The following is a 20,824-nucleotide window of genomic DNA, read 5'->3' as shown; positions in this document are numbered from 1 at the left end:
GGCCGTTTTTTGTGTAAGTCTGTTCTTGAAGACATCCCCTTCGCACAACTGGACGTTCAGCTATGTAGAAACACAGTCACTAAATCGTGAAAAAAAGAAGTCTATTGCTCATCATGCCTCGCCAATTGAGCCATAGGAGATAAGACCATTTAACCGAACATGAAAACATTTCGTTCCATAGAAGAACTGATTAAAGTATTGGGGAGAGAGAAGACATTGCTGCGCGAGATGTTCGCCAAGCGCAAATCGTTCTCTTTCAAGACCGACTATGCACGCGAATTGGTTGACTATAAAGAAGAGCGAATCAGGTTTTTGATAGACTATGGAATCATACACGAATCGGGCAACTACTTGGAAATGGAAGACGTGTATCTGCAATTCTTTGAAGAAGTGTTAGAGGTAAACGAACAAATCAACACGGCTTCGGTGGCAGAATATATCACAACGCTCAATGAGAATATTGAATACTATCTGAAAGAGAATAATGAGCGCCGCCGCATGGACTATCACAAAAAGGTAAGAAAGATTCTGAAAAATATAGCACTTACCACTGTTCGCAACGTGATAGACCTGAAACGAAATGTGGACAATACGTATAAAAACGAGCCTAATTATCTTGTCAAACGAGCAAGGCTCATCCATTTGGACGAGAAACGTGACACCATTGCAACGCTCATCAAGGAGGTTGAGAAGGTAATCGACGTTGACCAACCCGTGTTTTTTGCGCAAGCCATGGACGTACAGTTGCGCAGCGTGGTGACAGATGTGAAACTACAGCTGAACGAGGTTTATCACAATTTGTTGGAAATTGATCGGCAAATTATTGGCTATCTGAATTTCATTGATTACCAAAATAAACTTTTCAAGAAAATTCAGCAAATAAAATACCTGAAAGATCAACTAACGTGGGAAGAGCATACCAATGTGAAAATGGTGATGGGGCAGACAAATCCTGTGTGGATAGAGCCACAAGCGGGATACAGGCTCAAGCTGTCTATCAACTATTTACGCAACGAAGATGGGGCGATAGAACTTCTTCAAAACGTCATGCAACGCATCAAGTTGCCCAACAAGGCGCAACAAACGGCTGCCGAAGCTATTGATGCGGCTTATATTCAGCAGCAGGAAGAACGAATATCGGTAGTGAGTCAGCAAGAAATGATGAATGCCTTTAGGGCGCAAGGCAGCCATTTGTTTGCTTTCGTGATGAACCATGCGTATAAAAGAGAATTGAACATCGAAGAAAAGCTGGTGCTATTTTGCCAAATAGCCACACAATACGAAAGCGAATTGCGTTTTACAAATCAAACTGAAACTACTCAAAACATAGAGTATCCACTTATTTATCCGGCAAAATAATGAAAAAGACCGAAGAAATTTTTAGCATATTAAGCAAGGGAATGTTTATCTCACGCAATAGCACGTCGCAAAACATGAGAGCTTATTACGACTTGTTGGAAGACCATCAGCAAGAATATGCCGACTATTATGCTGGCATTGGCTTTCTGTTAGAAGGAGGTAATGGGTATTTTTATTTTTGCAGAAAAGAGAGTAAGGCCGATATGCAGCGCAAATTAGAGCGCATGGCACAATGGATTGACATACTTGATTTCTTGAAAACATACAACGGTACCTTTTCGTCAGGCTTTGAATTCATGACGTCAGACGTCGAGGTAAGATTGAGTTCGGATATTGAGTTGAAAGAGAAGGCTGAACAATTGTTTCGTGGCAGGCACAGCACACATCAGGAAATCATAGAGCGGTTGATGAAAGAGTTAACCGACAATGGCTTTGCCGAACTTATTAGTGAGGTGACAAAACAGTATGTAGTCACAGATGCGTTTCATTACATGGAAGAACTTGTTGACTGCTTAACCATATCAGAGGAGGTGAAGAATGAGATACCTGAATAAGATAGTTTTCATCAATAGCGCACACATTCCGTATGCAGAAGTAAAGGTAGACGGCAATGTTCACTTTGTTGGAACACAGGGTGTCGGTAAAAGTACGGTGCTACGAGCGTTGTTGTTTTTCTACAATGCCGACAAATTGAAGTTGGGTATTCCGCGTGAAAAGCAGTCTTTCGATGCTTTTTATTTTCCGTACCCTAACTCTTATATCATTTACGAAGTGATAAGAGATGCCAATGCGTATTTCATTTTGGCCTTTAAGCATCGGGGTAGAGTGGCTTTTCGGTTTATCGACTGTGCTTATCGGCGAGAGATACTTATGAGCGAACAAGGTGAAGTGTACTCAGAGTGGATGCACATACAACAAAAAATAGACAAAGGGGTACACACTTCTCGTATCATTGATAGGTATGAGGAGTATCGCGATATTATCTTTGGAAACCGACATGAGGTGCAACCAGAGTTTCGTAAATATGCCATTGCAGAAAGCAATAAGTATCAAAACATTCCACGAACCATTCAAAATGTGTTTCTGAACACGAAACTGGATGCCGAATTCATCAAAAACACCATGATTAGTTCGATGACGGATGACGAGATTTCTATAGATTTGGCTTATTATAGAAGTCAGGTGTCGGCGTTTGAACAAGAATACAATGACGTTCATTTGTGGTATAAAACCGACAAGCATGGGGTGGTTACGGTGCGAAGAGATGCCGATAAAGTGGAGAAGGCTTATCGTAACTTATTGTTGATTACCGCTAAAATCAAAGAGTTGATCAGCGAATTGGTATATACTTATCAACGAGATGAGCAGCGTTTGCCCTCGTTACATCAAGAATTAGGAAAATTAAAAGAAGAGTTTGAGCGTATCAACAGACTGATTTCAGAAGAAAGTGGCAAGTACAACAAGCAGAAGGATGGTAAAAATCGTGAGCTGGGAGCGGTAGATGCTCGTTTGAAAGAAATTGCTGACAAAAGAAAGTTTTACCAGCAAAGCGATATCTCGTCTGTGGTTAGCAGAATTGAGAAAGAGGATTTTGTGAAAAACGAAATAGAGAATAAGAAACGATATAAAGAAGAACTAACACTTCAACATAAGAGTATCACCGATAAATACGCAGCATTGACAGAAAAACTGCAATTAGAACTTCGCACCATTGAAGCCACTTGCAACGAAAAGAAAAACCTTTTGCAAGAGGTGTACAACAGGGAAGTGGCACGAATAGCACAACAAAAAGAGGAGCGAAACAAAGAGATTTATGCGCATTTTGATGTTGAAAGTCAAACTGTTGATGAGAAAATACAAGCAGCTAACACAGATTTGACGGCTGCAAAGAGTAAAAGATTGATATATCAGAATACGCATTTGTACGCTAACGAGTTGGAACAATGTAAAAATAAAATAGATCAACTGCATGAACAGCATAGGAAAACAGAAATTGAAAAGGAGCAAAATCGTAGTAAGATCAATGAACTGAGGCATGAAGCTGAAGCTGAAAGGCAAAAAATAGAGCAGGAATTGCAAGCTCAACTGAAAGACTTGGAACAAAAGAATGAAAAGCTTGCTCAACAAATAGCTAAACTTGATGAGCTTCTTGCACAGTACAAGGGATCGTTTTATGAATGGCTGTCTACGCATAAACAGGGCTGGCAACAAACGATTGGCAAGGTGGTTGACGAACAACATGTATTGTATAACAACCAGCTGCACCCACAATTGAGCAGTCAACACAATGCTTCGCTCTTTGGGGTAGATGTGGATTTATCGCATATAGAGCGTGAACTCCGTACGCCAGACGATTTGAAAGCTGAAAAACAAGATGCTGAACAAGAGATTGAAGACAACAAAAAGCGTATTTATGAATGTACCACTGCCAACCAAGAGAACATCCAGCAAATAGAAAATCGGTATGCTAAACAGATTAGAGAACTGCGTATGGCACACCAAACGTTAGAAGCCAACTTGCTACAAACGGCACAACAGATAAAAGTTGAACAGGTTAAAATGCAAGATTGGGATAAACGAAACGAGGAGGAAAAACAAAAAAGATTAGAAAATATCGACCTGCAAATCAGTAAACAGCAAGAACAACTATCTACCTTCCAACAAGAAAAAGAGAAATTGCGCAATAAACGAAATCGGGAGTTGAAAGCTTGTGAGCAAGAATCCGCATCAGCCAACAATGCAAAACGTAGAGAAACAGATAGCAAAATAGAAATGTTGCTACAAGAAACGCAAGAAAAAACCACCGCTATCAACAATCAGATTAATCAGTTAAAAATACAAGAAAGCAACGAGTTGGCTGGACAAGGGGTGAATACAACTGCTTTGCAACAAATAAAGGATAAGCTGATAGCGTTACAAAAGGAGCTTGATTTTATAAACAACAACCGCAAACGATATTTCGAGTATTTATTGTTTAAAGAAGAATGGTTGCCCGAAGAGGATAAAAAGAAAGAGGAAAAGAGGAAGTTGGAAAATGAATTGGCACTGTTGGATGAAAAATTTAGGTTGAGAAGTAGTCGATTAGGACAACAGAAATTGCAGTTTGAAACAGACATAAGACAAAAAGAAGCGGAACAAAATCAATTGGAAAAAGGGTTGACTGCGGTTGACAATTTCAAACTGTCTATAGAGAACAAAACTTCAATTGAATGGACAACTGTCAAACCAAAGGCATCAACAGACCCTACAGAGCAGGTTTTGCAATTGCTAAAAGACAGCCTATTTGATAAACTTGGGAAGGCTGATGCGTTAAAACAAAACGTAGATCGGTTTAAAAGCTACTTCTCTACGAAGAACACTTTCGCCTTTAAAACCCAATTAAACACAGATGATGACTATATGGCATTTGCGCAAAATTTGTGCGACTTTATTGATCATGACAAAATAGAGGAATATAGTAGGAGGCTAAGCGATAGATATGGCGACATCCTGCAACGCATATCAAAAGAGGTGGGAAGCATTAACAGCTACGCCAGTGAGATAGGAAAGATCATTAACGACATCAATGCCGACTTCCACGAGCGTAACTTTGCGGGCGTAATTAAAGAAATTGTCTTGCGCAGTCAGCCCAGTAGCGACCGCTTAATGATATTGCTCAACGATATGAAAACCTTTAATGACGAGCATAGCTACGACATAGGCGAACTGAATCTGTTTTCATCTGTACAACAAAGAGATGATACCAACAGAGAGGTTACCAAACGATTGTTTGATTTCATGGTGTGCTTAAACGAGAATCCGAACAGAAGTAGGTTGGTTTTGAGCGATACCTTCAAACTGCAATTCCGCATCAAAGAAAACGATAACGACACGGGTTGGATAGAAAAAATATCGAATGTGGGATCGGATGGTACGGACATTTTAGTGAAAGCAATGGTTAACATCATGCTTATCAACGTGTTTAAGGAAAAGGTATCGAGAAAGTTTGGCGACTTTACCTTACATTGTATGATGGACGAGATTGGTAAATTGCATCCCAACAACGTACGGGGAATACTGAAATTTGCAAATGTTCGCAACATCTATTTAGTGAACAGTTCGCCCATATCGTATGCGGTATCCGATTACAAATATACTTATCTGCTCACAAAAGATCACAAATCGAACACGCTTGTCAAAGCACTTATTACGATGAAAGTATGAATATCACACGTTCGCTATTGGAAAATCTATGCGCATTGGCTGCCGGCGAAACGATTGCTGCCAGTAAATTAAAGGGTAAATGGATAAACGAAATGCTGCAAGACGGGGCGCTTGTCGCGATTAGTCATGGCAGCAGAGTGACGTATAAGGTAGCTGCTGTTGACTATTTTCAAAAATATTTGGCAGAAAAATACAATTTGCGAGATGTGCAGGCCATACTGGATATGAAGCTGAACCATGATACCGAACGCAGTAGGCAGGTGGCATTGTCGGGAAACTCGAAACTGTTGAGGCAACGAACAATGAGGGGCTTTTTGGTAAACGGATACGAACCGTTGGAGGTAGAGCTGTCGGGCGTGCGTCAAACACTTCGTTTTCAACCTGGCATGTTACCTTTTATCCATGATTATCTTTCGTTTGTCATTCCAAAAGACGTAACGGTTATAGGTATGGAGAATGTAGAAAACTTCGTGCAGATAGCCCATCAGCGCTATTTGTTTCCTAACAACAGACTGTTGTTTGTATCACGTTATCCTCAATCGGGCGATTTGATAAAATGGTTGAAAACCATTCCTAACCCTTATATCCACTTTGGTGATTTTGATTTGGCGGGTATACATATCTATTTGTCCGAATATTACAAGCATTTAGGTTCGCGTGCTTCGTTTCTCATTCCCACCGACATAGCCACACGCTTGCAACACGGTAGCGGACAAAGATACGATGCACAATACGACAAATTCAAAGATATGGTTGTTACAGATCAGCGGGTACAGCCTCTGGTTGACCTTATTCATCGTACACATAAAGGTTACGATCAAGAGGGATATATACAAAAAGAATAACCGTATGCATGTCCCTCATGAAAGGGGAGCGCATCTATACAGCAAACAATCTTCTTGTCTTCTGATTCTGTAGTAGTATGACAGAAGTCGCAAAAGATGCTTCTGTCTGGGCAAAAAGACAAGTTCTTCCGTCTAAATGTATGGCCGTTCTATTAATAATGTATAACTTTGCAGAAAAATAGTACAATGAATATATGTATCGTAGCGGGCGCACGGCCCAACTTTGTCAAGGTGGCACCCATCATCAGGGCCATCCATAAGGCGGCGGGTGAGGGAAGAAACATTTCTTACCAATTGGTTTATGCTGGTAAAGAGGACGATCCCACGCTGGAGAAGTCGCTTTTTGACGATCTTCAAATGCCATGCCCAGACACCTATCTGGGTGTGGATTGTGAGAATCTCAACCAACTTACCGGACTCGTCATGGCTGGTTTTGAACATTATTTGCAGACCCATCCTACCGATGTGGTGATTGTCGTGGACGACTTGGCCTCTACGTTGGCGACGGCCATCGTGACGAAGAAGCAAGGCATCACCTTGGCGCACCTGGTCGCAGGCACGCGAAGTTTTGACATCAACATGCCCAAAGAAATCAACAGACTGGTCATCGATGGGTTGAGCGACTTGTTGTTCACGGCCGGCATGGGCAGCAACAGCACTGCCACCCGTGAGGGTGCCGAGTTGTCGAAGATATACATGGTGGGCAATATCTTGATGGATACGTTGCGCTTCAATCACAGTAGGCTGCAACGTCCTACCGTGCTCGACGAACTGGCAGTGAGAGAAGGCGAATACATTGTTTTCACTTTGAACCGCAAGGCTTTGCTGGCAGACAAGGCAAACCTTAAAGACATGCTCCATGCCATGCTCGACAATGCAGCCGGCAAGATGGTGTTGGCACCGCTTCGCAGTCGTTCGGCAGCTGTCGTGGCTGAACTTTTAGGTTCTGATCATCCCACATTCAGGTTGATAAAGCCACTTTCTTACTTGCAGTTTGGCTATCTCACCGCCCATGCTTGCGGTGTAATCACCGACAGCGGCAATGTGGCCGAAGAGGCAACGTTCAACAACATTCCCTGCATCACGCTCAACAGTTACACCGAACATATTGAAACGGTCAAGATAGGTTCCAACGTTTTGGTGGGCCAAGATGCGCGGTTGTTGGGCAAGGCCGTTAAGGATATGGTGAATGGGACGTGGAAGAAATGTGCCATTCCCGACCGTTGGGACGGAAGGAGCGCCGAGCGTATCGTACAAATATTATTAGAGCAGCCATAAACGTATTACCAACAAGGGCCTTGCCAGCATTCCTGCGCATGCGTGGGACGGAGCAAGGCCGTGTTTTTTCAGCTATGAAGAAAATTGCTTTGATTACAGGTGCCACAAGCGGAATAGGTGAAGCTTGTGCCCGTGCGTTTGCAAAAACCGGCTACGACCTTATCTTGACAGGCCGCAACCAAGTGCGTTTGTCATCTATGTCATGAGGCCGGGGTAGCAACGTCGGGGCGGTACGCATACCGTGAAGGCACCCGGCATGCACCACAATTCGTGAGATTCGTATGCAACAACACAGAGACAACTATACATTCTTAACACAAGGGCCCGTTTATCGGGTCATCGGAACCATGGCTGTGCCCACGATTGTCAGTATGCTGGTTACTAGTCTGTACAATGTGGCCGACACTTATTTCGTGGGAAAAATCAACACCCAGGCGGTTGCGGCTGTGGGCATCGTGTTCTCTGTGATGTTCGTTATTCAGGCATTCAGTTTCTTTTTCGGCAATGGGTCAGGCAACTACATCGCTCGCGAGCTCGGGGCGCAGCGGCATCACAATGCTGAAGCCATGGCGTCGACGGGCTTTTTCTATGCCCTTGTGGCGGGATTGCTCATCATGGTGGTTGGCCTTCTCTTGCTGAGGCCTCTCTCCGTGTGGCTTGGCAGCACGCCTACCATCCTGCCTTACACGGAGAAATACCTCGGCGTCATACTCCTTGGTGCGCCTTTGATGACCGGTTCGTTGTGTCTGAACAACCAGATGCGCTTCCAGGGCAATGCGTCATTTGCCATGTGGGGCATCGTTGCGGGTGCCATTGTCAACGTTGGACTTAATCCTATCCTTATATTCTGGCTCGACTGGGGCATCACCGGGGCGGCTTTGGCCACGGTTTTCGGTCAACTGGCCAGCTTTGTGGTACTGCTGCGCATGACCCGTCACGGCGGAAGCATCCGCATCAGCTTTCGTCATTTTTCCACCTCGCACATCTATATCAAGGAAATTCTGGCTGGTGGTACACCTTCTTTGTCACGCCAAGGGCTCACCAGCGTGGCCAGCATCATGCTTAACGTGGCCGCTGCGCGCTATGGTGACGCAGCCGTAGCAGCCATGTCCATCGCCAACCGGTTTACCATGATTGTCATGGCATCGGTCATTGGATTAGGACATGGATTCCAACCGTTCTGCGGGTTCAGCTATGGCGCGCGTCTTTATGGTCGTGTGCGGAAGGGTTTCTGGTTTACGGTGAGGATAGGAACCTGCTTCTTGCTGACTTGCACCGTGCTGGGATGGATTTTTTCGGATGCCATTGTCGAGTTGTTCCGCAACGATTCAGAGGTAATCCGCATCGGCACGCAGGCCTTGCGCTGGCAGTTGGTGTCATTGCCAGCCATGGCGTTTTTCCTTATGTCTAATATGTTGATGCAGACCATCCGTAAGACGTTCCGCGCCAACCTGCTGGCTGCCTCGCGCAGTGGCCTGTTCTTCATCCCGCTGATTGTTGTGCTGCCCCATTTTCTGGGCTTGCAAGGCGTGATGATGAGTCAGGCTTGCAGCGATGCCTGCTCAATACTCCTTACGCTGCCGCTATTATATAAAACGTTCAGTGAGTTGAGGCAGGCGCAATGTGCTGGCGCACCAAACGATAAGAACGGTTGAGTTGAAAGATTGAAAATGTTCCGTATTTTGACTGAAATATGCCTTCAAAATGGCCTTTCAAAGTCTTTCATCTGGAGAAAAACAATAGGTCGCGAGGATGCAAAACAGGAGATTATTTGGGAATCGTCAGCCGTATTTTCAGCAATAATCATGCTTTTGTCCGCTTAGAAACTTCATTTTGGCGGTCAATTCGCATGTGGTTGCATGCCAAAAGCATGTCAATTGGTGATTAAAAGTAATGCTTTTGTCTTGAAAAAGCGTGGAAAATCCATATATAACAGTCTGTCGCCATCTTAATATATTGAAATTCAAATGTTTGCGAAACTTACTCATATTTGGCGTATTTGTGACGTGAGGCACAATAGTCTGTAAATACGGCCAGGATTTAACGGCATGTTGTCAAGAAAATTCATTATCATCCAAAAGCAAGATTCTTATTTTTTCCATGGGTTTTGTTTCATGAGTAGGCATACTTCTTGTACTGAAAGTTGGTTAGAACGGGCCAAAAATCCAACCGACACACATGGCGTTTACAAACTTATTCGCTAAATTTGCAGATGATACTTCATGCTGTTTGAAGGAAAAGGAGTAACGAGATGAAGAATCAGCAAAAGCCATCCATTGCCGATAAGAAACGAGCATCTGCCGACGGAAGTGTGTTGTACATCAAGAACATGGTGTGCGACCGTTGCATTATGGCTGTGCGGCAGTTGCTACAACGGCAGGGTATCGCACCCCAATCTGTAGAGTTGGGGGTGGTAAAACTGGCTGATGAGCTCAGCAAAGAGCAGTTGGCAACGCTTGAAAAAGGGTTACGGCAGCTGGGCTTTGAACTGCTTGACGACAAAAAGCAGCAAACCATCGACCGCATCAAAACCCTCATTGTCGACCTGGTTCATTATCATGAAAACCGCTCCCAGCTCAACCTCTCCGACTATCTGGCACAACAGCTACACAGCGAATATAGCAGTTTGAGCAAACTTTTCAGTGAGTTTACGGGCATCACCATAGAGCGTTATTTCATTCTACAACGCATAGAGCGCGTCAAGGAGTTGATTTTCTACGACCAGTTGTCGCTCACCGAGATAGCCTATAAACTCAATTATTCGAGTGTGGCTTATCTATCGAGCCAATTTAAGCAAATTACGGGCATGACACCCTCGCAATTCAAGTCATTGAAGAAAAACATGCGTAAGGGATTGGACACCATCTGATATCCTTTTTTTATAATTTTCTCCCAAAATTCCATAACACGTTTTGTGGACCAAGGCTGTATCTTTGCAGTGTTCAATTAAAACATATAACAATGGAAAAGAAAACATTTACAGTAAACGGAATGGCATGCGACCACTGCAAAGCCAAGGTAGAACGCACGTTGTCGTGCCTCAAGGGCGTAGATTCGGCTGAGGTTGACCTGGCCAATCACACGGTTGCGGTGAACTATGATGAAGAGTTGATAAAACCAACGAACATGAAGAAGGCTGTTGACGAGGCAGGTTACGAGTTTCAGGTGTAATCACCCAACAACTAAAAAACTTACCAACCCATGAACTCAAAAACTCAGAAACTCAAGAACTATCCTACATAAAATGATTAAGAAAACAATACCGGTGGTGGGGATGGCATGTTCTGCCTGCTCTGCCCATGTGGAGCGTAAGCTCAATTCCCTGCCGGGCATACGGTCAGCGACGGTCAGTCTGCCGGGCAGAAGCGCGCTGGTGGAATTTGACGAAAAAGAGATTTCACCCGAACAGATGAAGCGTGAAATCAATGCCATTGGCTATGACCTCGTGATAGAGAGTGACCGGTCGGTGGAAGAGATTGAGCGCAATGCGTACAGACAACTGAAGCGAAAGACGCTGCTGTCGTGGCTTTTTGCCGTGTTGTGCATGGCCGTTTCGATGAAGTGGATTTCTTTGGGGCCAACCCAAGAGTCCAATCAAGTGGCCATGCTGCTGGCATTGGCCAATTTTGTCTACTGCGGTCGCCAGTTCTTCGCATCTGCCTGGAAGCAGATGCTGCAAAAGTCGGCCAACATGGATACGCTCGTGGCACTCTCCACGGGCATCGCCTTCGTCTTCAGCGCGTTCAACACCTTTTACGGTGAGCGTGTTTGGGGCAGCAGGGGTATTGAGTGGCACACCTATTTTGATGCCTCGGTGATGATCATCACCTTCGTTCTCACCGGCAGGTTGTTGGAAGAGAGGGCCAAGGACAGCACGGCCGGCAGCATTCGCCAGCTCATGGGTCTGTCTCCCAAGACGGCTCATCTGGTCAGTGGTGAGCAGACGGATGATGTTCCCCTGTCTACCGTCAACATAGGTGACGTGCTGGAGGTGCGTGCGGGTGAGAAGGTTCCGGTAGATGGTGAGGTGACCTGGGCGACCAGCTTCATGCTCGAAGACGGTGCTTATGTTGATGAGAGCATGATAACCGGCGAACCCACGCCGGCCTTGAAGCAGGTTGGGGCATCGGTGTTGGCTGGTACCGTCATCTCGCAGGGCAAACTTCGATTTAAAGCCCAACAGATTGGCGAGCATACGGCGTTGGCTCAGATTATCCAGATGGTGCAACAGGCACAGGGAAGCAAGGCTCCCGTTCAGCGCGTTGTCGACAAGTTGGCACTGGTCTTTGTGCCGGTAGTCATGGGTGTAGCCGTGTTGACGTTCGCGCTCTGGTGGCTTCTTGGTGGCAACGAGGCTCTTCCGCAAGCCATTCTGTCGGCCGTCTCGGTGCTGGTCATCGCCTGTCCGTGTGCCATGGGCTTGGCAACACCTACGGCATTGATGGTGGGCATTGGGAAAGCAGCTGAGAAGAATGTGCTCATCAAGGACGCAACTGCTCTGGAAAGTCTGCGTAAGGTCAATGCCATGGTCATCGACAAGACCGGCACACTGACCATTCCGAATCAGCAAATCGATTTTACCAAGGCCGATGATTTACCCCTTGAAGCGCGCGAAACGCTGAAGCCGAATGCCCGTGAGGCCATGCTTACCTTGCAAAACGAAGCTGGGGTGGAGGTCTATATGATGAGTGGCGACAAGGAAGAGGCCGCCAAATATTGGGCTCAGCAGGCTGGTATCCGACATTATCAAAGTAAGGTGTTGCCGCAGGATAAAGAAAACTTGGTGCGCAAGCTGCAGCGTGAGGGCAAGCAGGTGGCCATGGTGGGCGACGGCATCAATGACACGCAGGCCCTGGCCCTGGCAGATGTGAGCATTGCCATGGGACGGGGAACCGACGTGGCCATGGATGTGGCGCAGGTGACGATGATGGGCGATGACCTTCGGCGCTTGCCACAGGCCATCCATCTGAGCAAGAAGACGGTGTCGATGATTAGACAAAATCTCTTTTGGGCCTTCATCTACAACATTGTCTGCATTCCGTTGGCGGCCGGTGTGCTGCATCTTTTCGGCCTTCACTTTCAGATTACGCCCATGTGGGCCAGTGCTTTGATGGCCTTTTCGAGCGTGAGTGTGGTGCTCAACAGCTTGAGATTAAAGTATGTGAAGTAGTTAAAGGTGCAAACAAGTGGAAAAAGAGAAGGGGTTGTCGGTGGTTAACACTGCCCCCTTGTTTGCGTTTGTACCGGTTGGCAAGATGGATAAACGTTGGTTATCGTTTACCTTTCCGGCACGGGATAGTTGTATTGATCGAAGTAGCGGCTGTCTTCTTTGGGCATCCAGCCTCGTTCTACCGATAATTGTACACTGAAAGAAGGATTGAAATTGTATTTCACCGCAGCACCAATGCGGTCGCCCAAATTGCCCATATCGTACAACGGTAGCGGAGTGAAGCGAGTTTGGACGATGGATTTCTGCCCATAGAGATAAGCCTCCCAGTGTTCATCAAAGCGATAGCCCAAGGCTGCCGTCAGTCCGGCATCGCGGTATGAGGTGCGGCTCCATATAATGTTGTTGAGATAACCGCCCACGGCGAGCGACAAATTCTTGGTCAGGGGCATGGCATACATGGCCGACAGGTTCTGTGTGAACCCAGCTCCACGTGGTGCGTTTTTGCCCAAAAAAGCGAAAACAGATGCACCAAGGTTGACATTCAGGCCGGGGTGAAGACCCCAATTGTACCAACCCAGCCATCCGTATGGGTACAAACGGAAGGGCAACACCTGCCCGTATGCGTTGATGGTGGGCAGATGCAGTGTGTCGGTAGCCGTAGTTTGTGTGGCCGGCAAATGCCTGTCAATCATGGGTTGGGCATAGGTTCCGGCCGTGTGAGGTTGAAGATTGGGGCCAGCATCAGTAGGTTTGGCTTGCACAGAGTCAGTTCTTTCGACCGTTGACCGAAATACAGGGCGACGCTCCTGCGCACTGATGTTGGTGCAAAACAGCCCAACCAACAATAAAATGTGCATCTTTTTCATCTGGCACAAAGATAGGTTATCGCGCTAATATCGCAAAACTTTTAAGGGTAATTTTATTTTAATTATCAATTGTTATTTTGGTTCTCTGCTTATTTATGCTATTTTTGCGACATTCTTTTAAATGATACGACAATGAAGAAAATAGGGTATGTCGTGTTTGTCCTTTTATTGGGATCAGTCACGAACGTGTCGGCGCAGAGCCAAGATAAGAAAAAAGAGCCTTTTGATAAAAAGGTGTCGAAGTTTTTGAAGAAGACCAAGAAGGAGTTGGAGCAGGCCGGACACGAGCTTGGCGATGCCATTGGCTTTAACGACAGGATAGATGGAAAGTCTGACTTGCTGAAAGTAAACGGGTCTTATTACATGCCCTTGTATAGCACGGATCTGTACAAAGGCGAGGATGCGTTGACATACCGCAAGACCTGCACACAGCTGTTTAGAAAGAAATACCCCAAGGTAAGCATCCAGTCGGTGGCCATCCCGCAGAAAGAATGGGTACTGGAGACGGTTGAGAAGGATGGCGAACTGGTGGGATATCAACGAACGCTGCATTGTTTTATCATCGCCCGTGACGGTGATGAGGGGTATGTCAATGCCAAATTTACCTATCAGCAGTATAAAAATGTGGGACAGGAGTTTCAGAATGTGAAGGGCTGGTGGCCGAAATGGGAGCGTACTGACTTCATGACCAACTCGGTTTACGAACAACTTTTAAATCTATAAAAACTATGAATTTCTTGAAATCGCTGTTTGGAAGCAAGGCTGAAAACGAGGAAGAAAAGCGTCGGGAAGAAGAAAGGAAGAACTTTGAGACACTGAAATACGATGGTGTCAGAGCGCTACAGATTAACCAAATAGAGCAAGCCCTGCGCTGTTTCAGTCACGCCTTACAACTGCACGACGATCTGGAAACACGTGATTACTATTCACAGGCATTGATACGAAACAATGATCTGTCTGGTGCCTACGCACAATTGCAGAAACTGGTGGAGGCAGAACCCGACAATTTGCAGATTTATCTTCGCATGGCCGATGTAGCATATATGATGGAAGACTATGTTGCCATGGGCAATGCATGCGAGAAAGCCATGCTCGTGGACAGTGAGAATCCGCAAGTGTTGTATCGCTATGCTAAAGCCTGTATAGGTCGTGACGACCTTACCAACGCCATTGCCATGCTCACCAAGGCCATCATGTTGAACCCCAAAGCATACGAAGCCTATCTCTTGCGAGGCGAAACGCTGTTGGATTCGGGTGATTTGGACGCTGCGGATGAAGATGCCACCCATCTGTTAGAACAGTTGGCAGACAATGAAGACGTGCTGGTTTTGAAGGCTCGCATCGAACAGAAGAAGGGCAACAAGGCTGAGGCGCTAACCTATTATAATAAGGTGATAGATGTGAACCCATTCTCGATGGTTGCCTTTCAGGAACGAGGACCGCTCAGGATGGAGCTGGGTGATGAGCAAGGCGGTAGGGAAGACATTGAGATGGCCGAGAAGATGGCTGCTCAATTGGCTGCCGATCAGGCCCAAGGTGTTGCTGATGAGGATGTGGAGCAGAAGGTGAAACAGGCCTACAAGAACGTGGATGCATACGGCATTTTCAGCAATCCTTGATGCATTGTCTTCAAAAATATTAAAAATGTAAGTTATTTTAATGATTTCTTATCTAAATGTTTGTTGGTTACAAATAAATCATCTACTTTTGTAATCGAATTAAGAAATATGAGAAAAATGTTGAATCAGTCACACACATCTTATTATTACTTCTATTTTTACTTTGCAAACACTTGTGAAGCGGGGAGTTGCGTGTGAATTTCAACTCAAGGATTAATCAAAAATACAGCCCCGCTTCATATTATATGAAAGCGGGGTTTTTCATGATGATTCCTTTCAAGAAGAAACAATAAATAGACAGAGGACGACGAATTTGGCAAAATGAAACGGATAGCAATACAAGGAGAATTGGGGTCATTTCACGACATAGCGGCTCACCGATACTTCAAGGACGAGCAAGTGCAGCTGCTTTGTTGCGCCACTTTTGAGGAAGTTTTCGCGCATATCAAGCGCGACCCCACCATCATGGGCATGTTGGCCATTGAGAATACCATCGCTGGCTCGTTGCTTCACAACTACGAATTGTTGCGAGATTCGGGTACAACCATTGTGGGCGAATACAAACTCCATATCCAACATGCCATTTGTTGTTTGCCTGACGACGATTGGGATACCATCCGTGAGGTTCATTCTCATCCCGTAGCCTTGATGCAATGCCGCCATTTCTTAGCTAACCATGCAGGCTTAAAGGTGGTAGAAGCTGAAGATACGGCCGGTGCCGCAGCTTTCATCCAGCAACATCAGATGAAATCGTGGGCCGCCATCTGTCACAGTGACGCAGCCAAATTATACCATCTCCGGGTGCTTGAGGATCATATTGAAGACAACAAGCACAACTTTACCCGTTTTTTGTTGGTGTCGAATCCGCACAAGGCCGATGTTCTTCGTCCTTTGAATCATGCTGACAAGGCCAGTCTTGTATTCTCTCTGCCTCATGAAGAGGGCAGTTTGTCCAAGATACTCACCATCCTTTCATTCTATGGCATCAATCTAACCAAAATACAGTCGCTGCCAGTTATCGGGCATGAGTGGGAATATTTGTTCTACGTTGATGTCACTTATGATGATTTGACGCGATACAAACAGTCGATAGATGCCATCACACCTTTGACCACAGAACTGAAAATACTGGGCGAATACAAGGCAATCTGAGAAGCAATCAAACACAGAACCACCCTAAAATATAACGATATGACCATACAACCCGCAAGACGTATAGACGAGATACAAGAATATTATTTCAGTAGAAAGCTGAAAGAAGTTGCGCGGCTCAATGCCGCTGGCGAAGACATCATATCGCTTGCCATCGGAAGTCCTGACATGCCACCCTCCCAGCAGACGGTGAAGAAGCTCTGTGAGGTGGCCAACGATCCGGCATCGCATGGCTACCAGCCCACGATAGGCACACCTGAACTGCGGCAAGCCATGGCTCATTTCTACAAAAAGTGGTATGGCGTGGAGCTTGATCCCGCATCAGAGATTCAGCCATTGATTGGCAGCAAAGAAGGTATCTTGCACGTCACGCTGGCTTTTGTCAATCCGGGTGACGAGGTTTTGGTACCCAATCCGGGTTATCCTACCTACACATCGTTGAGCAAGATTCTCGGTGCGAAGGTGGTGAACTATAACCTGAAAGAGGATCATGCTTGGCAACCCGATTTTGAAGAGCTGGAACAGATGGACTTGAGTCGCGTCAAACTGATGTGGACCAACTATCCCAACATGCCAACTGGTGGCAATGCGCAGCTTGATACTTATGATAGGCTCGTGACATTTGCCAAGAAACATGGCATCGTGGTGGTGAATGATAATCCTTATTCGTTTATCCTCAACGAACGTCCCCTGTCGATTTTGCAGGTTAAAGGTGCCAAGGATTGCTGCATTGAGTTCAATTCTATGTCTAAAAGTTTCAACATGCCGGGCTGGCGAGTGGGACTATGTGCTACCAATGCCACGTTCATTTCATGGATATTGAAGATTAAGAGCAATGTCGACAGTGGTACTTTTCGGGGCATCCAGTTGGCTGCGGCCGAGGCATATCATACCAATGACGAGGCGTGGCATCACGAATACAATGTCGAGGTGTATCGCCGTCGCCGTGTCATCGCCGAAGAAATCATGGCAACACTCGGTTGTAAGTTCGATTCCAAGCAAGTAGGCATGTTCCTTTGGGGGCGCATTCCTGACTGTTATGAGGATGTAGAACAACTCACCGAGCGTGTGTTGCACGAGGCAAAGGTGTTCATCACGCCCGGATTCATCTTTGGTAGCAATGGTCGGCGATACATCCGAATCTCGTTGTGTGCCAAAGATGAGAAGATGAAGCAGGCGTTAAATCGCATCAAAACCTTGGAATGGCCCCTCAAGAACAGGGTGGGACAAGGGTGAAAGAGCAAACTTGAGTGATGGGTATGAATGGATTTTGTAGCGTAAAATAAATTGCTTTACAGGAAAAACAGATAGCGACAGTACATATAATTAAAGATATTTCCTTCTGAATGGCTCATGGAGAACCAGGTGGAAGAGAAAGGAGAAAAAGATGGAATTAGATTTATTATCCCTGAATATGCTAAGTGACATGGAACGACCCTTCGTCATCGCAGGGCCATGTAGTGCCGAAACAGAAGAGCAGGTCATGACTACGGCGCACCAATTGAAAGCCAAAGGTTGTCATAACTTTCGTGCTGGCGTGTGGAAACCCCGCACCAAACCCGGAGGTTTTGAGGGGAAAGGCGAGGAGGCTTTGCCGTGGTTGAAACGTGTGAAGGATGAAACGGGTATGCTTGTTTCTACAGAAGTGGCCATTCCAGAGCATGTAGAGCTGTGTTTGAAGCATGGTTTAGACATTCTTTGGATAGGGGCTCGCACCGCTGCCAACCCCTTTGCCATGCAGGCTTTGGCCGACTCTTTGCAAGGAGTGGATATCCCAGTGCTTGTTAAAAACCCCGTCAATCCCGACTTGGAATTGTGGATTGGAGCCTTGGAGCGTCTCAATAGGGCCGGCTTGAAGCGTTTAGGAGCTATTCATCGCGGTTTTTCAAGCTACGAAAAAACAGTGTATCGAAATCTTCCGATGTGGCAAATCCCCATTGAACTGCGTCGCCGCATCCCCGAATTGCCCATCATTTGCGACCCCAGTCATATCGGTGGGTGTAGAGAGTTGATAGGTCCACTTTGCCAACAAGCGATGGATTTAGGGTTCGATGGGCTTATCGTAGAGTCGCATTGTAATCCTGACAGCGCCTGGAGCGATGCCAAACAGCAGGTAACCCCTGAGGCCTTGGACATCATTCTGAGCATGCTGGTGATTCGCGATGAACATGCTACGACAGAAGGTCTGCGTAGTTTGCGCGCGCAGATTGACGAGTTGGATGACGAACTCATGGCTCTTTTGTCCAAGCGTCTTCGTGTTTGCCGCGAAATAGGGCAGTACAAGAAAGAACACAACATGACCGTGTTGCAGTCTAATCGTTACAAAGAGATATTGGAAAAGCGAGGAAAGCAGGGCGAGCAGTGTGGCATCTCGGCAGAGAGTGTGGCCAACATCTTTGAAGAGATACACCAGGAGAGTGTGAGACAACAACTGAAAATCATTAATTCATAATATAGTTGACAAGTTTACGAGTTTACGAGTTTACAAGTTGACGAGGAGACAAGTAAATAGACTTATTGCTTATAAGACTATCAACTGGTGAACTTGTAAACTCGTCAACTTGTCAACTATATTATGAATTATGAATGATGAATTAAAACCAAGCTATGCGAATACTGATAATGGGTGCAGGCAAGATGGGAAGTTTCTTCCTTGACCTGCTGAGTTTCGACCATGAAACGGCCGTGTACGAGAAAGATCCGAAGCGAATGCGCTTCACATACAACTGTCAACGCTTCACCTCGATGGACGAGGTGCGAGCTTTTCAACCCGAACTGGTCATCAACGCCGTGACGGTGAAATACACCATTCCGGCCTTTGAGGAGGTGATGCCCTATTTGCCGCCCAACTGTATATTGAGTGACATCAGCTCGGTGAAGACGGGTTTGAAGGCTTTTTATGAGCAGGCGGGCCACCCTTACGTTTCAACGCACCCCATGTTCGGACCCACTTTTGCCAACTTAAACCAGTTGAATGAGGAGAATGCCATTATCATCAGCGAGGGTGACTACATGGGGCGCATCTTCTTCAAGGACCTGTACCAGCGCCTGGGGCTGCACATCTATGAGTACACGTTCGAGGAACACGACAAAACTGTGGCCTACTCGTTGAGCATTCCCTTCGTCAGTACGTTCGTCTTTGCGGCCGTGATGAAGCATCAAGATGCGCCTGGAACGACGTTTAAGCGGCACATGCGCATTGCCAAGGGCGTGTTGAATGAGGATGATTATCTCTTGCAGGAAATACTTTTCAATCCCTACACGCACGACCAAGTGTCGCAAATACGGGTAGAACTGAAAGAACTCCTGAACATCATTGACAACAAGGATGCGGAAGGGATGAAAAAATATCTTACTAAAATAAGGCAAAATATGGGAGAAGATTTGTAGCTTTGCATCGCAAATTAACTTAAAAGCTTAAATATATTTATATCATGTGGTTCTATCACGTTGTAGCTTTCCTCACGGTTGCCATCTGGGGCTCTACTTTCATCTCCACCAAGGTACTGATACAAAGCGGCATTTCGCCGGCCCAAGTGTACACGTTGCGGTTCCTTATAGCCTATGTGCTGATGTTATTGTTTTTTCATAAGCATATTTTTGCTCGTACATGGAAAGATGAATTACTGATGGCAGGACTGGGATTGACAGGCGGAACGGTGTTCTTCCTGGCGCAAAACGTGGCGTTGGGTTACTCAACGGCCATGAACGTGTCGCTCATCGTGTGCTCGTGTCCGTTGTTCACCATGCTGCTTCACCGGATATGGTTCAGGAGCGAACCGCTTGGCAAGTGGCAAATCATCGGCACGGCCTTCTCGTTCGTGGGCATGGCGGCCGTGGTGCTCAACGGTCAGCTGGTGCTCAATCTTTCTCCACTCGGTGATTCGTTGGCTTTATTAGCTTGTATCAGCTGGGCGGTGTATTCGCTGTTGCTCAAGAAAGCCAACGAGAAATATTCCACGACCTTCATCACCCGCAAGGTATTTTTCTACGGACTGCTCACCGTGTTGCCTTATTATGCCTTTGAACCAGGGTTTCCCAGCCTCGACACCTTGATGCAACCCAAGATACTGTACAACCTGCTGTTCCTGGGAGCAGTGGCTTCCATGCTCTGTTTCTGGCTATGGACGTGGGTAATGTTGCGGCTGGGTGCATTGCAGGCAACCAATTATGTGTATGTGAATCCAGTGACGACCATCATTTTTGCCGCATGGATTCTGCACGAGGAGATAACGGTTTACTTCGTCGTGGGTACCGCACTGATATTGACGGGCTTGTACCTGAGTAGCCGAAAAGGGCGGGTGCCCGTAGGAAAGACCGCCTAATGTAGCG

At 46.1% G+C, this 20,824-nt stretch carries 17 protein-coding genes and 1 pseudogene; 17 read left to right on the top strand and 1 reads right to left on the bottom strand.

The genetic code is table 11. The annotated features are described in order from the left end of the window. The first annotated feature begins 159 nt into the window (after positions 1-159). From HMPREF1254_RS01085 to HMPREF1254_RS01045, 10 genes and pseudogenes are all read left to right on the top strand, one after another. Entirely contained in the window at positions 160-1,359 is a 1,200-nt protein-coding gene (locus HMPREF1254_RS01085; RefSeq protein ID WP_023056765.1) for a hypothetical protein, read from the top strand. Beyond that, positions 1,359-1,913, top strand: coding sequence for a condensin complex protein MksE (locus HMPREF1254_RS01080; protein ID WP_023056770.1), 555 nt, complete (start codon positions 1,359-1,361; stop codon positions 1,911-1,913). Before HMPREF1254_RS01085 ends, HMPREF1254_RS01080 begins: the two co-directional genes overlap by 1 nt. After that, positions 1,897-5,562 (top strand): ATP-binding protein, encoded by a 3,666-nt coding sequence (locus HMPREF1254_RS01075; RefSeq protein WP_023056773.1) that lies wholly within the window; start codon positions 1,897-1,899, stop codon positions 5,560-5,562. The genes HMPREF1254_RS01080 and HMPREF1254_RS01075 overlap by 17 nt, the downstream gene beginning before the upstream one ends. Further along, positions 5,559-6,407 (top strand): hypothetical protein, encoded by an 849-nt coding sequence (locus HMPREF1254_RS01070; protein WP_023056788.1) that lies wholly within the window; start codon positions 5,559-5,561, stop codon positions 6,405-6,407. Before HMPREF1254_RS01075 ends, HMPREF1254_RS01070 begins: the two co-directional genes overlap by 4 nt. A 186-nt stretch (positions 6,408-6,593) precedes the next feature. Next, complete coding sequence (locus tag HMPREF1254_RS01065) at positions 6,594-7,685, top strand: UDP-N-acetyl glucosamine 2-epimerase (protein WP_023056777.1); 1,092 nt, start codon at positions 6,594-6,596, stop codon at positions 7,683-7,685. 74 nt (positions 7,686-7,759) lie between these two features. Next, a pseudogene (locus tag HMPREF1254_RS11555) lies at positions 7,760-7,885 on the top strand (SDR family NAD(P)-dependent oxidoreductase); the annotation flags it as partial. 81 nt (positions 7,886-7,966) lie between these two features. Next, the gene (locus HMPREF1254_RS01060) at positions 7,967-9,340 is read left to right on the top strand and encodes an MATE family efflux transporter (RefSeq protein WP_023056782.1); all 1,374 of its coding nucleotides are present in this window, start codon (positions 7,967-7,969) and stop codon (positions 9,338-9,340) included. A 596-nt stretch (positions 9,341-9,936) separates the two neighbouring features. Beyond that, the gene (locus HMPREF1254_RS01055) at positions 9,937-10,554 is read left to right on the top strand and encodes a helix-turn-helix domain-containing protein (RefSeq protein WP_023056766.1); all 618 of its coding nucleotides are present in this window, start codon (positions 9,937-9,939) and stop codon (positions 10,552-10,554) included. Positions 10,555-10,646: 92 nt separating this feature from the next. Further along, positions 10,647-10,856 (top strand): heavy-metal-associated domain-containing protein, encoded by a 210-nt coding sequence (locus tag HMPREF1254_RS01050; RefSeq protein ID WP_023056771.1) that lies wholly within the window; start codon positions 10,647-10,649, stop codon positions 10,854-10,856. Positions 10,857-10,929: 73 nt separating this feature from the next. Beyond that, a complete protein-coding gene (locus HMPREF1254_RS01045; RefSeq protein ID WP_023056789.1) occupies positions 10,930-12,855 on the top strand; it encodes a heavy metal translocating P-type ATPase in 1,926 nt (641 codons plus the stop codon). Positions 12,856-12,962: 107 nt separating this feature from the next. On the opposite strand, the gene HMPREF1254_RS01040 is transcribed toward HMPREF1254_RS01045, so the two are convergent. Next, complete coding sequence (locus HMPREF1254_RS01040) at positions 12,963-13,712, bottom strand: hypothetical protein (RefSeq protein ID WP_231385781.1); 750 nt, start codon at positions 13,710-13,712, stop codon at positions 12,963-12,965. Positions 13,713-13,853: 141 nt separating this feature from the next. On the opposite strand from HMPREF1254_RS01040, the gene HMPREF1254_RS01035 reads away from it, so the two are divergent. The 7 genes from HMPREF1254_RS01035 (at position 13,854) to HMPREF1254_RS01005 (ending at position 20,817) form a co-directional block, all read left to right on the top strand. Continuing rightward, positions 13,854-14,444: a hypothetical protein gene (locus HMPREF1254_RS01035; RefSeq protein WP_023056800.1), complete on the top strand. Its 591-nt coding sequence runs from the start codon at positions 13,854-13,856 to the stop codon at positions 14,442-14,444. 5 nt (positions 14,445-14,449) lie between these two features. Further along, complete coding sequence (locus HMPREF1254_RS01030) at positions 14,450-15,340, top strand: tetratricopeptide repeat protein (RefSeq protein WP_023056767.1); 891 nt, start codon at positions 14,450-14,452, stop codon at positions 15,338-15,340. Between the two features lie 321 nt (positions 15,341-15,661). Continuing rightward, complete coding sequence (locus HMPREF1254_RS01025; RefSeq protein ID WP_023056799.1) at positions 15,662-16,492, top strand: prephenate dehydratase; 831 nt, start codon at positions 15,662-15,664, stop codon at positions 16,490-16,492. 39 nt (positions 16,493-16,531) lie between these two features. Beyond that, a complete protein-coding gene (locus tag HMPREF1254_RS01020) occupies positions 16,532-17,728 on the top strand; it encodes a pyridoxal phosphate-dependent aminotransferase (RefSeq protein WP_023056763.1) in 1,197 nt (398 codons plus the stop codon). Positions 17,729-17,879: 151 nt separating this feature from the next. Beyond that, on the top strand, positions 17,880-18,944 hold the full coding sequence (locus HMPREF1254_RS01015) for a bifunctional 3-deoxy-7-phosphoheptulonate synthase/chorismate mutase type II (RefSeq protein WP_023056798.1): 1,065 nt from the start codon (positions 17,880-17,882) through the stop codon (positions 18,942-18,944). A 155-nt stretch (positions 18,945-19,099) separates the two neighbouring features. Then, positions 19,100-19,882, top strand: a complete 783-nt coding sequence (locus HMPREF1254_RS01010; protein ID WP_036880116.1) for a prephenate dehydrogenase — start codon at positions 19,100-19,102, stop codon at positions 19,880-19,882. Between the two features lie 44 nt (positions 19,883-19,926). Beyond that, positions 19,927-20,817 carry a DMT family transporter gene (locus HMPREF1254_RS01005; RefSeq protein ID WP_023056764.1) on the top strand — a complete coding sequence of 297 codons (891 nt, stop codon included), beginning with the start codon at positions 19,927-19,929 and terminating at the stop codon, positions 20,815-20,817. Positions 20,818-20,824: the final 7 nt, after the last annotated feature.

The organism is Prevotella sp. BV3P1, from assembly GCF_000479005.1.
Classification (GTDB): domain Bacteria; phylum Bacteroidota; class Bacteroidia; order Bacteroidales; family Bacteroidaceae; genus Prevotella.
Note: the sequence above shows the minus strand (reverse complement) of the source record. Positions and strands in the feature narration are given on the sequence as shown.

Bases quoted from the DNA above. Each gene is read 5' to 3' on its own strand.
- HMPREF1254_RS01035 (WP_023056800.1), top strand. From the start codon at position 13,854: ATGAAGAAAATAGGGTATGTCGTGTTTGTCCTTTTATTGGGATCAGTC.
- HMPREF1254_RS01020 (WP_023056763.1), top strand. From the start codon at position 16,532: ATGACCATACAACCCGCAAGACGTATAGACGAGATACAAGAATATTAT.
- HMPREF1254_RS01050 (WP_023056771.1), top strand. From the start codon at position 10,647: ATGGAAAAGAAAACATTTACAGTAAACGGAATGGCATGCGACCACTGC.
- HMPREF1254_RS01025 (WP_023056799.1), top strand. From the start codon at position 15,662: ATGAAACGGATAGCAATACAAGGAGAATTGGGGTCATTTCACGACATA.
- HMPREF1254_RS01015 (WP_023056798.1), top strand. From the start codon at position 17,880: ATGGAATTAGATTTATTATCCCTGAATATGCTAAGTGACATGGAACGA.
- HMPREF1254_RS01070 (WP_023056788.1), top strand. From the start codon at position 5,559: ATGAATATCACACGTTCGCTATTGGAAAATCTATGCGCATTGGCTGCC.
- HMPREF1254_RS01040 (WP_231385781.1), bottom strand. From the start codon at position 13,712: ATGCACATTTTATTGTTGGTTGGGCTGTTTTGCACCAACATCAGTGCG.
- HMPREF1254_RS01075 (WP_023056773.1), top strand. From the start codon at position 1,897: ATGAGATACCTGAATAAGATAGTTTTCATCAATAGCGCACACATTCCG.
- HMPREF1254_RS01005 (WP_023056764.1), top strand. From the start codon at position 19,927: ATGTGGTTCTATCACGTTGTAGCTTTCCTCACGGTTGCCATCTGGGGC.
- HMPREF1254_RS01010 (WP_036880116.1), top strand. From the start codon at position 19,100: ATGCGAATACTGATAATGGGTGCAGGCAAGATGGGAAGTTTCTTCCTT.
- HMPREF1254_RS01055 (WP_023056766.1), top strand. From the start codon at position 9,937: ATGAAGAATCAGCAAAAGCCATCCATTGCCGATAAGAAACGAGCATCT.
- HMPREF1254_RS01065 (WP_023056777.1), top strand. From the start codon at position 6,594: ATGAATATATGTATCGTAGCGGGCGCACGGCCCAACTTTGTCAAGGTG.
- HMPREF1254_RS01030 (WP_023056767.1), top strand. From the start codon at position 14,450: ATGAATTTCTTGAAATCGCTGTTTGGAAGCAAGGCTGAAAACGAGGAA.
- HMPREF1254_RS01080 (WP_023056770.1), top strand. From the start codon at position 1,359: ATGAAAAAGACCGAAGAAATTTTTAGCATATTAAGCAAGGGAATGTTT.
- HMPREF1254_RS01060 (WP_023056782.1), top strand. From the start codon at position 7,967: ATGCAACAACACAGAGACAACTATACATTCTTAACACAAGGGCCCGTT.
- HMPREF1254_RS01085 (WP_023056765.1), top strand. From the start codon at position 160: ATGAAAACATTTCGTTCCATAGAAGAACTGATTAAAGTATTGGGGAGA.
- HMPREF1254_RS01045 (WP_023056789.1), top strand. From the start codon at position 10,930: ATGATTAAGAAAACAATACCGGTGGTGGGGATGGCATGTTCTGCCTGC.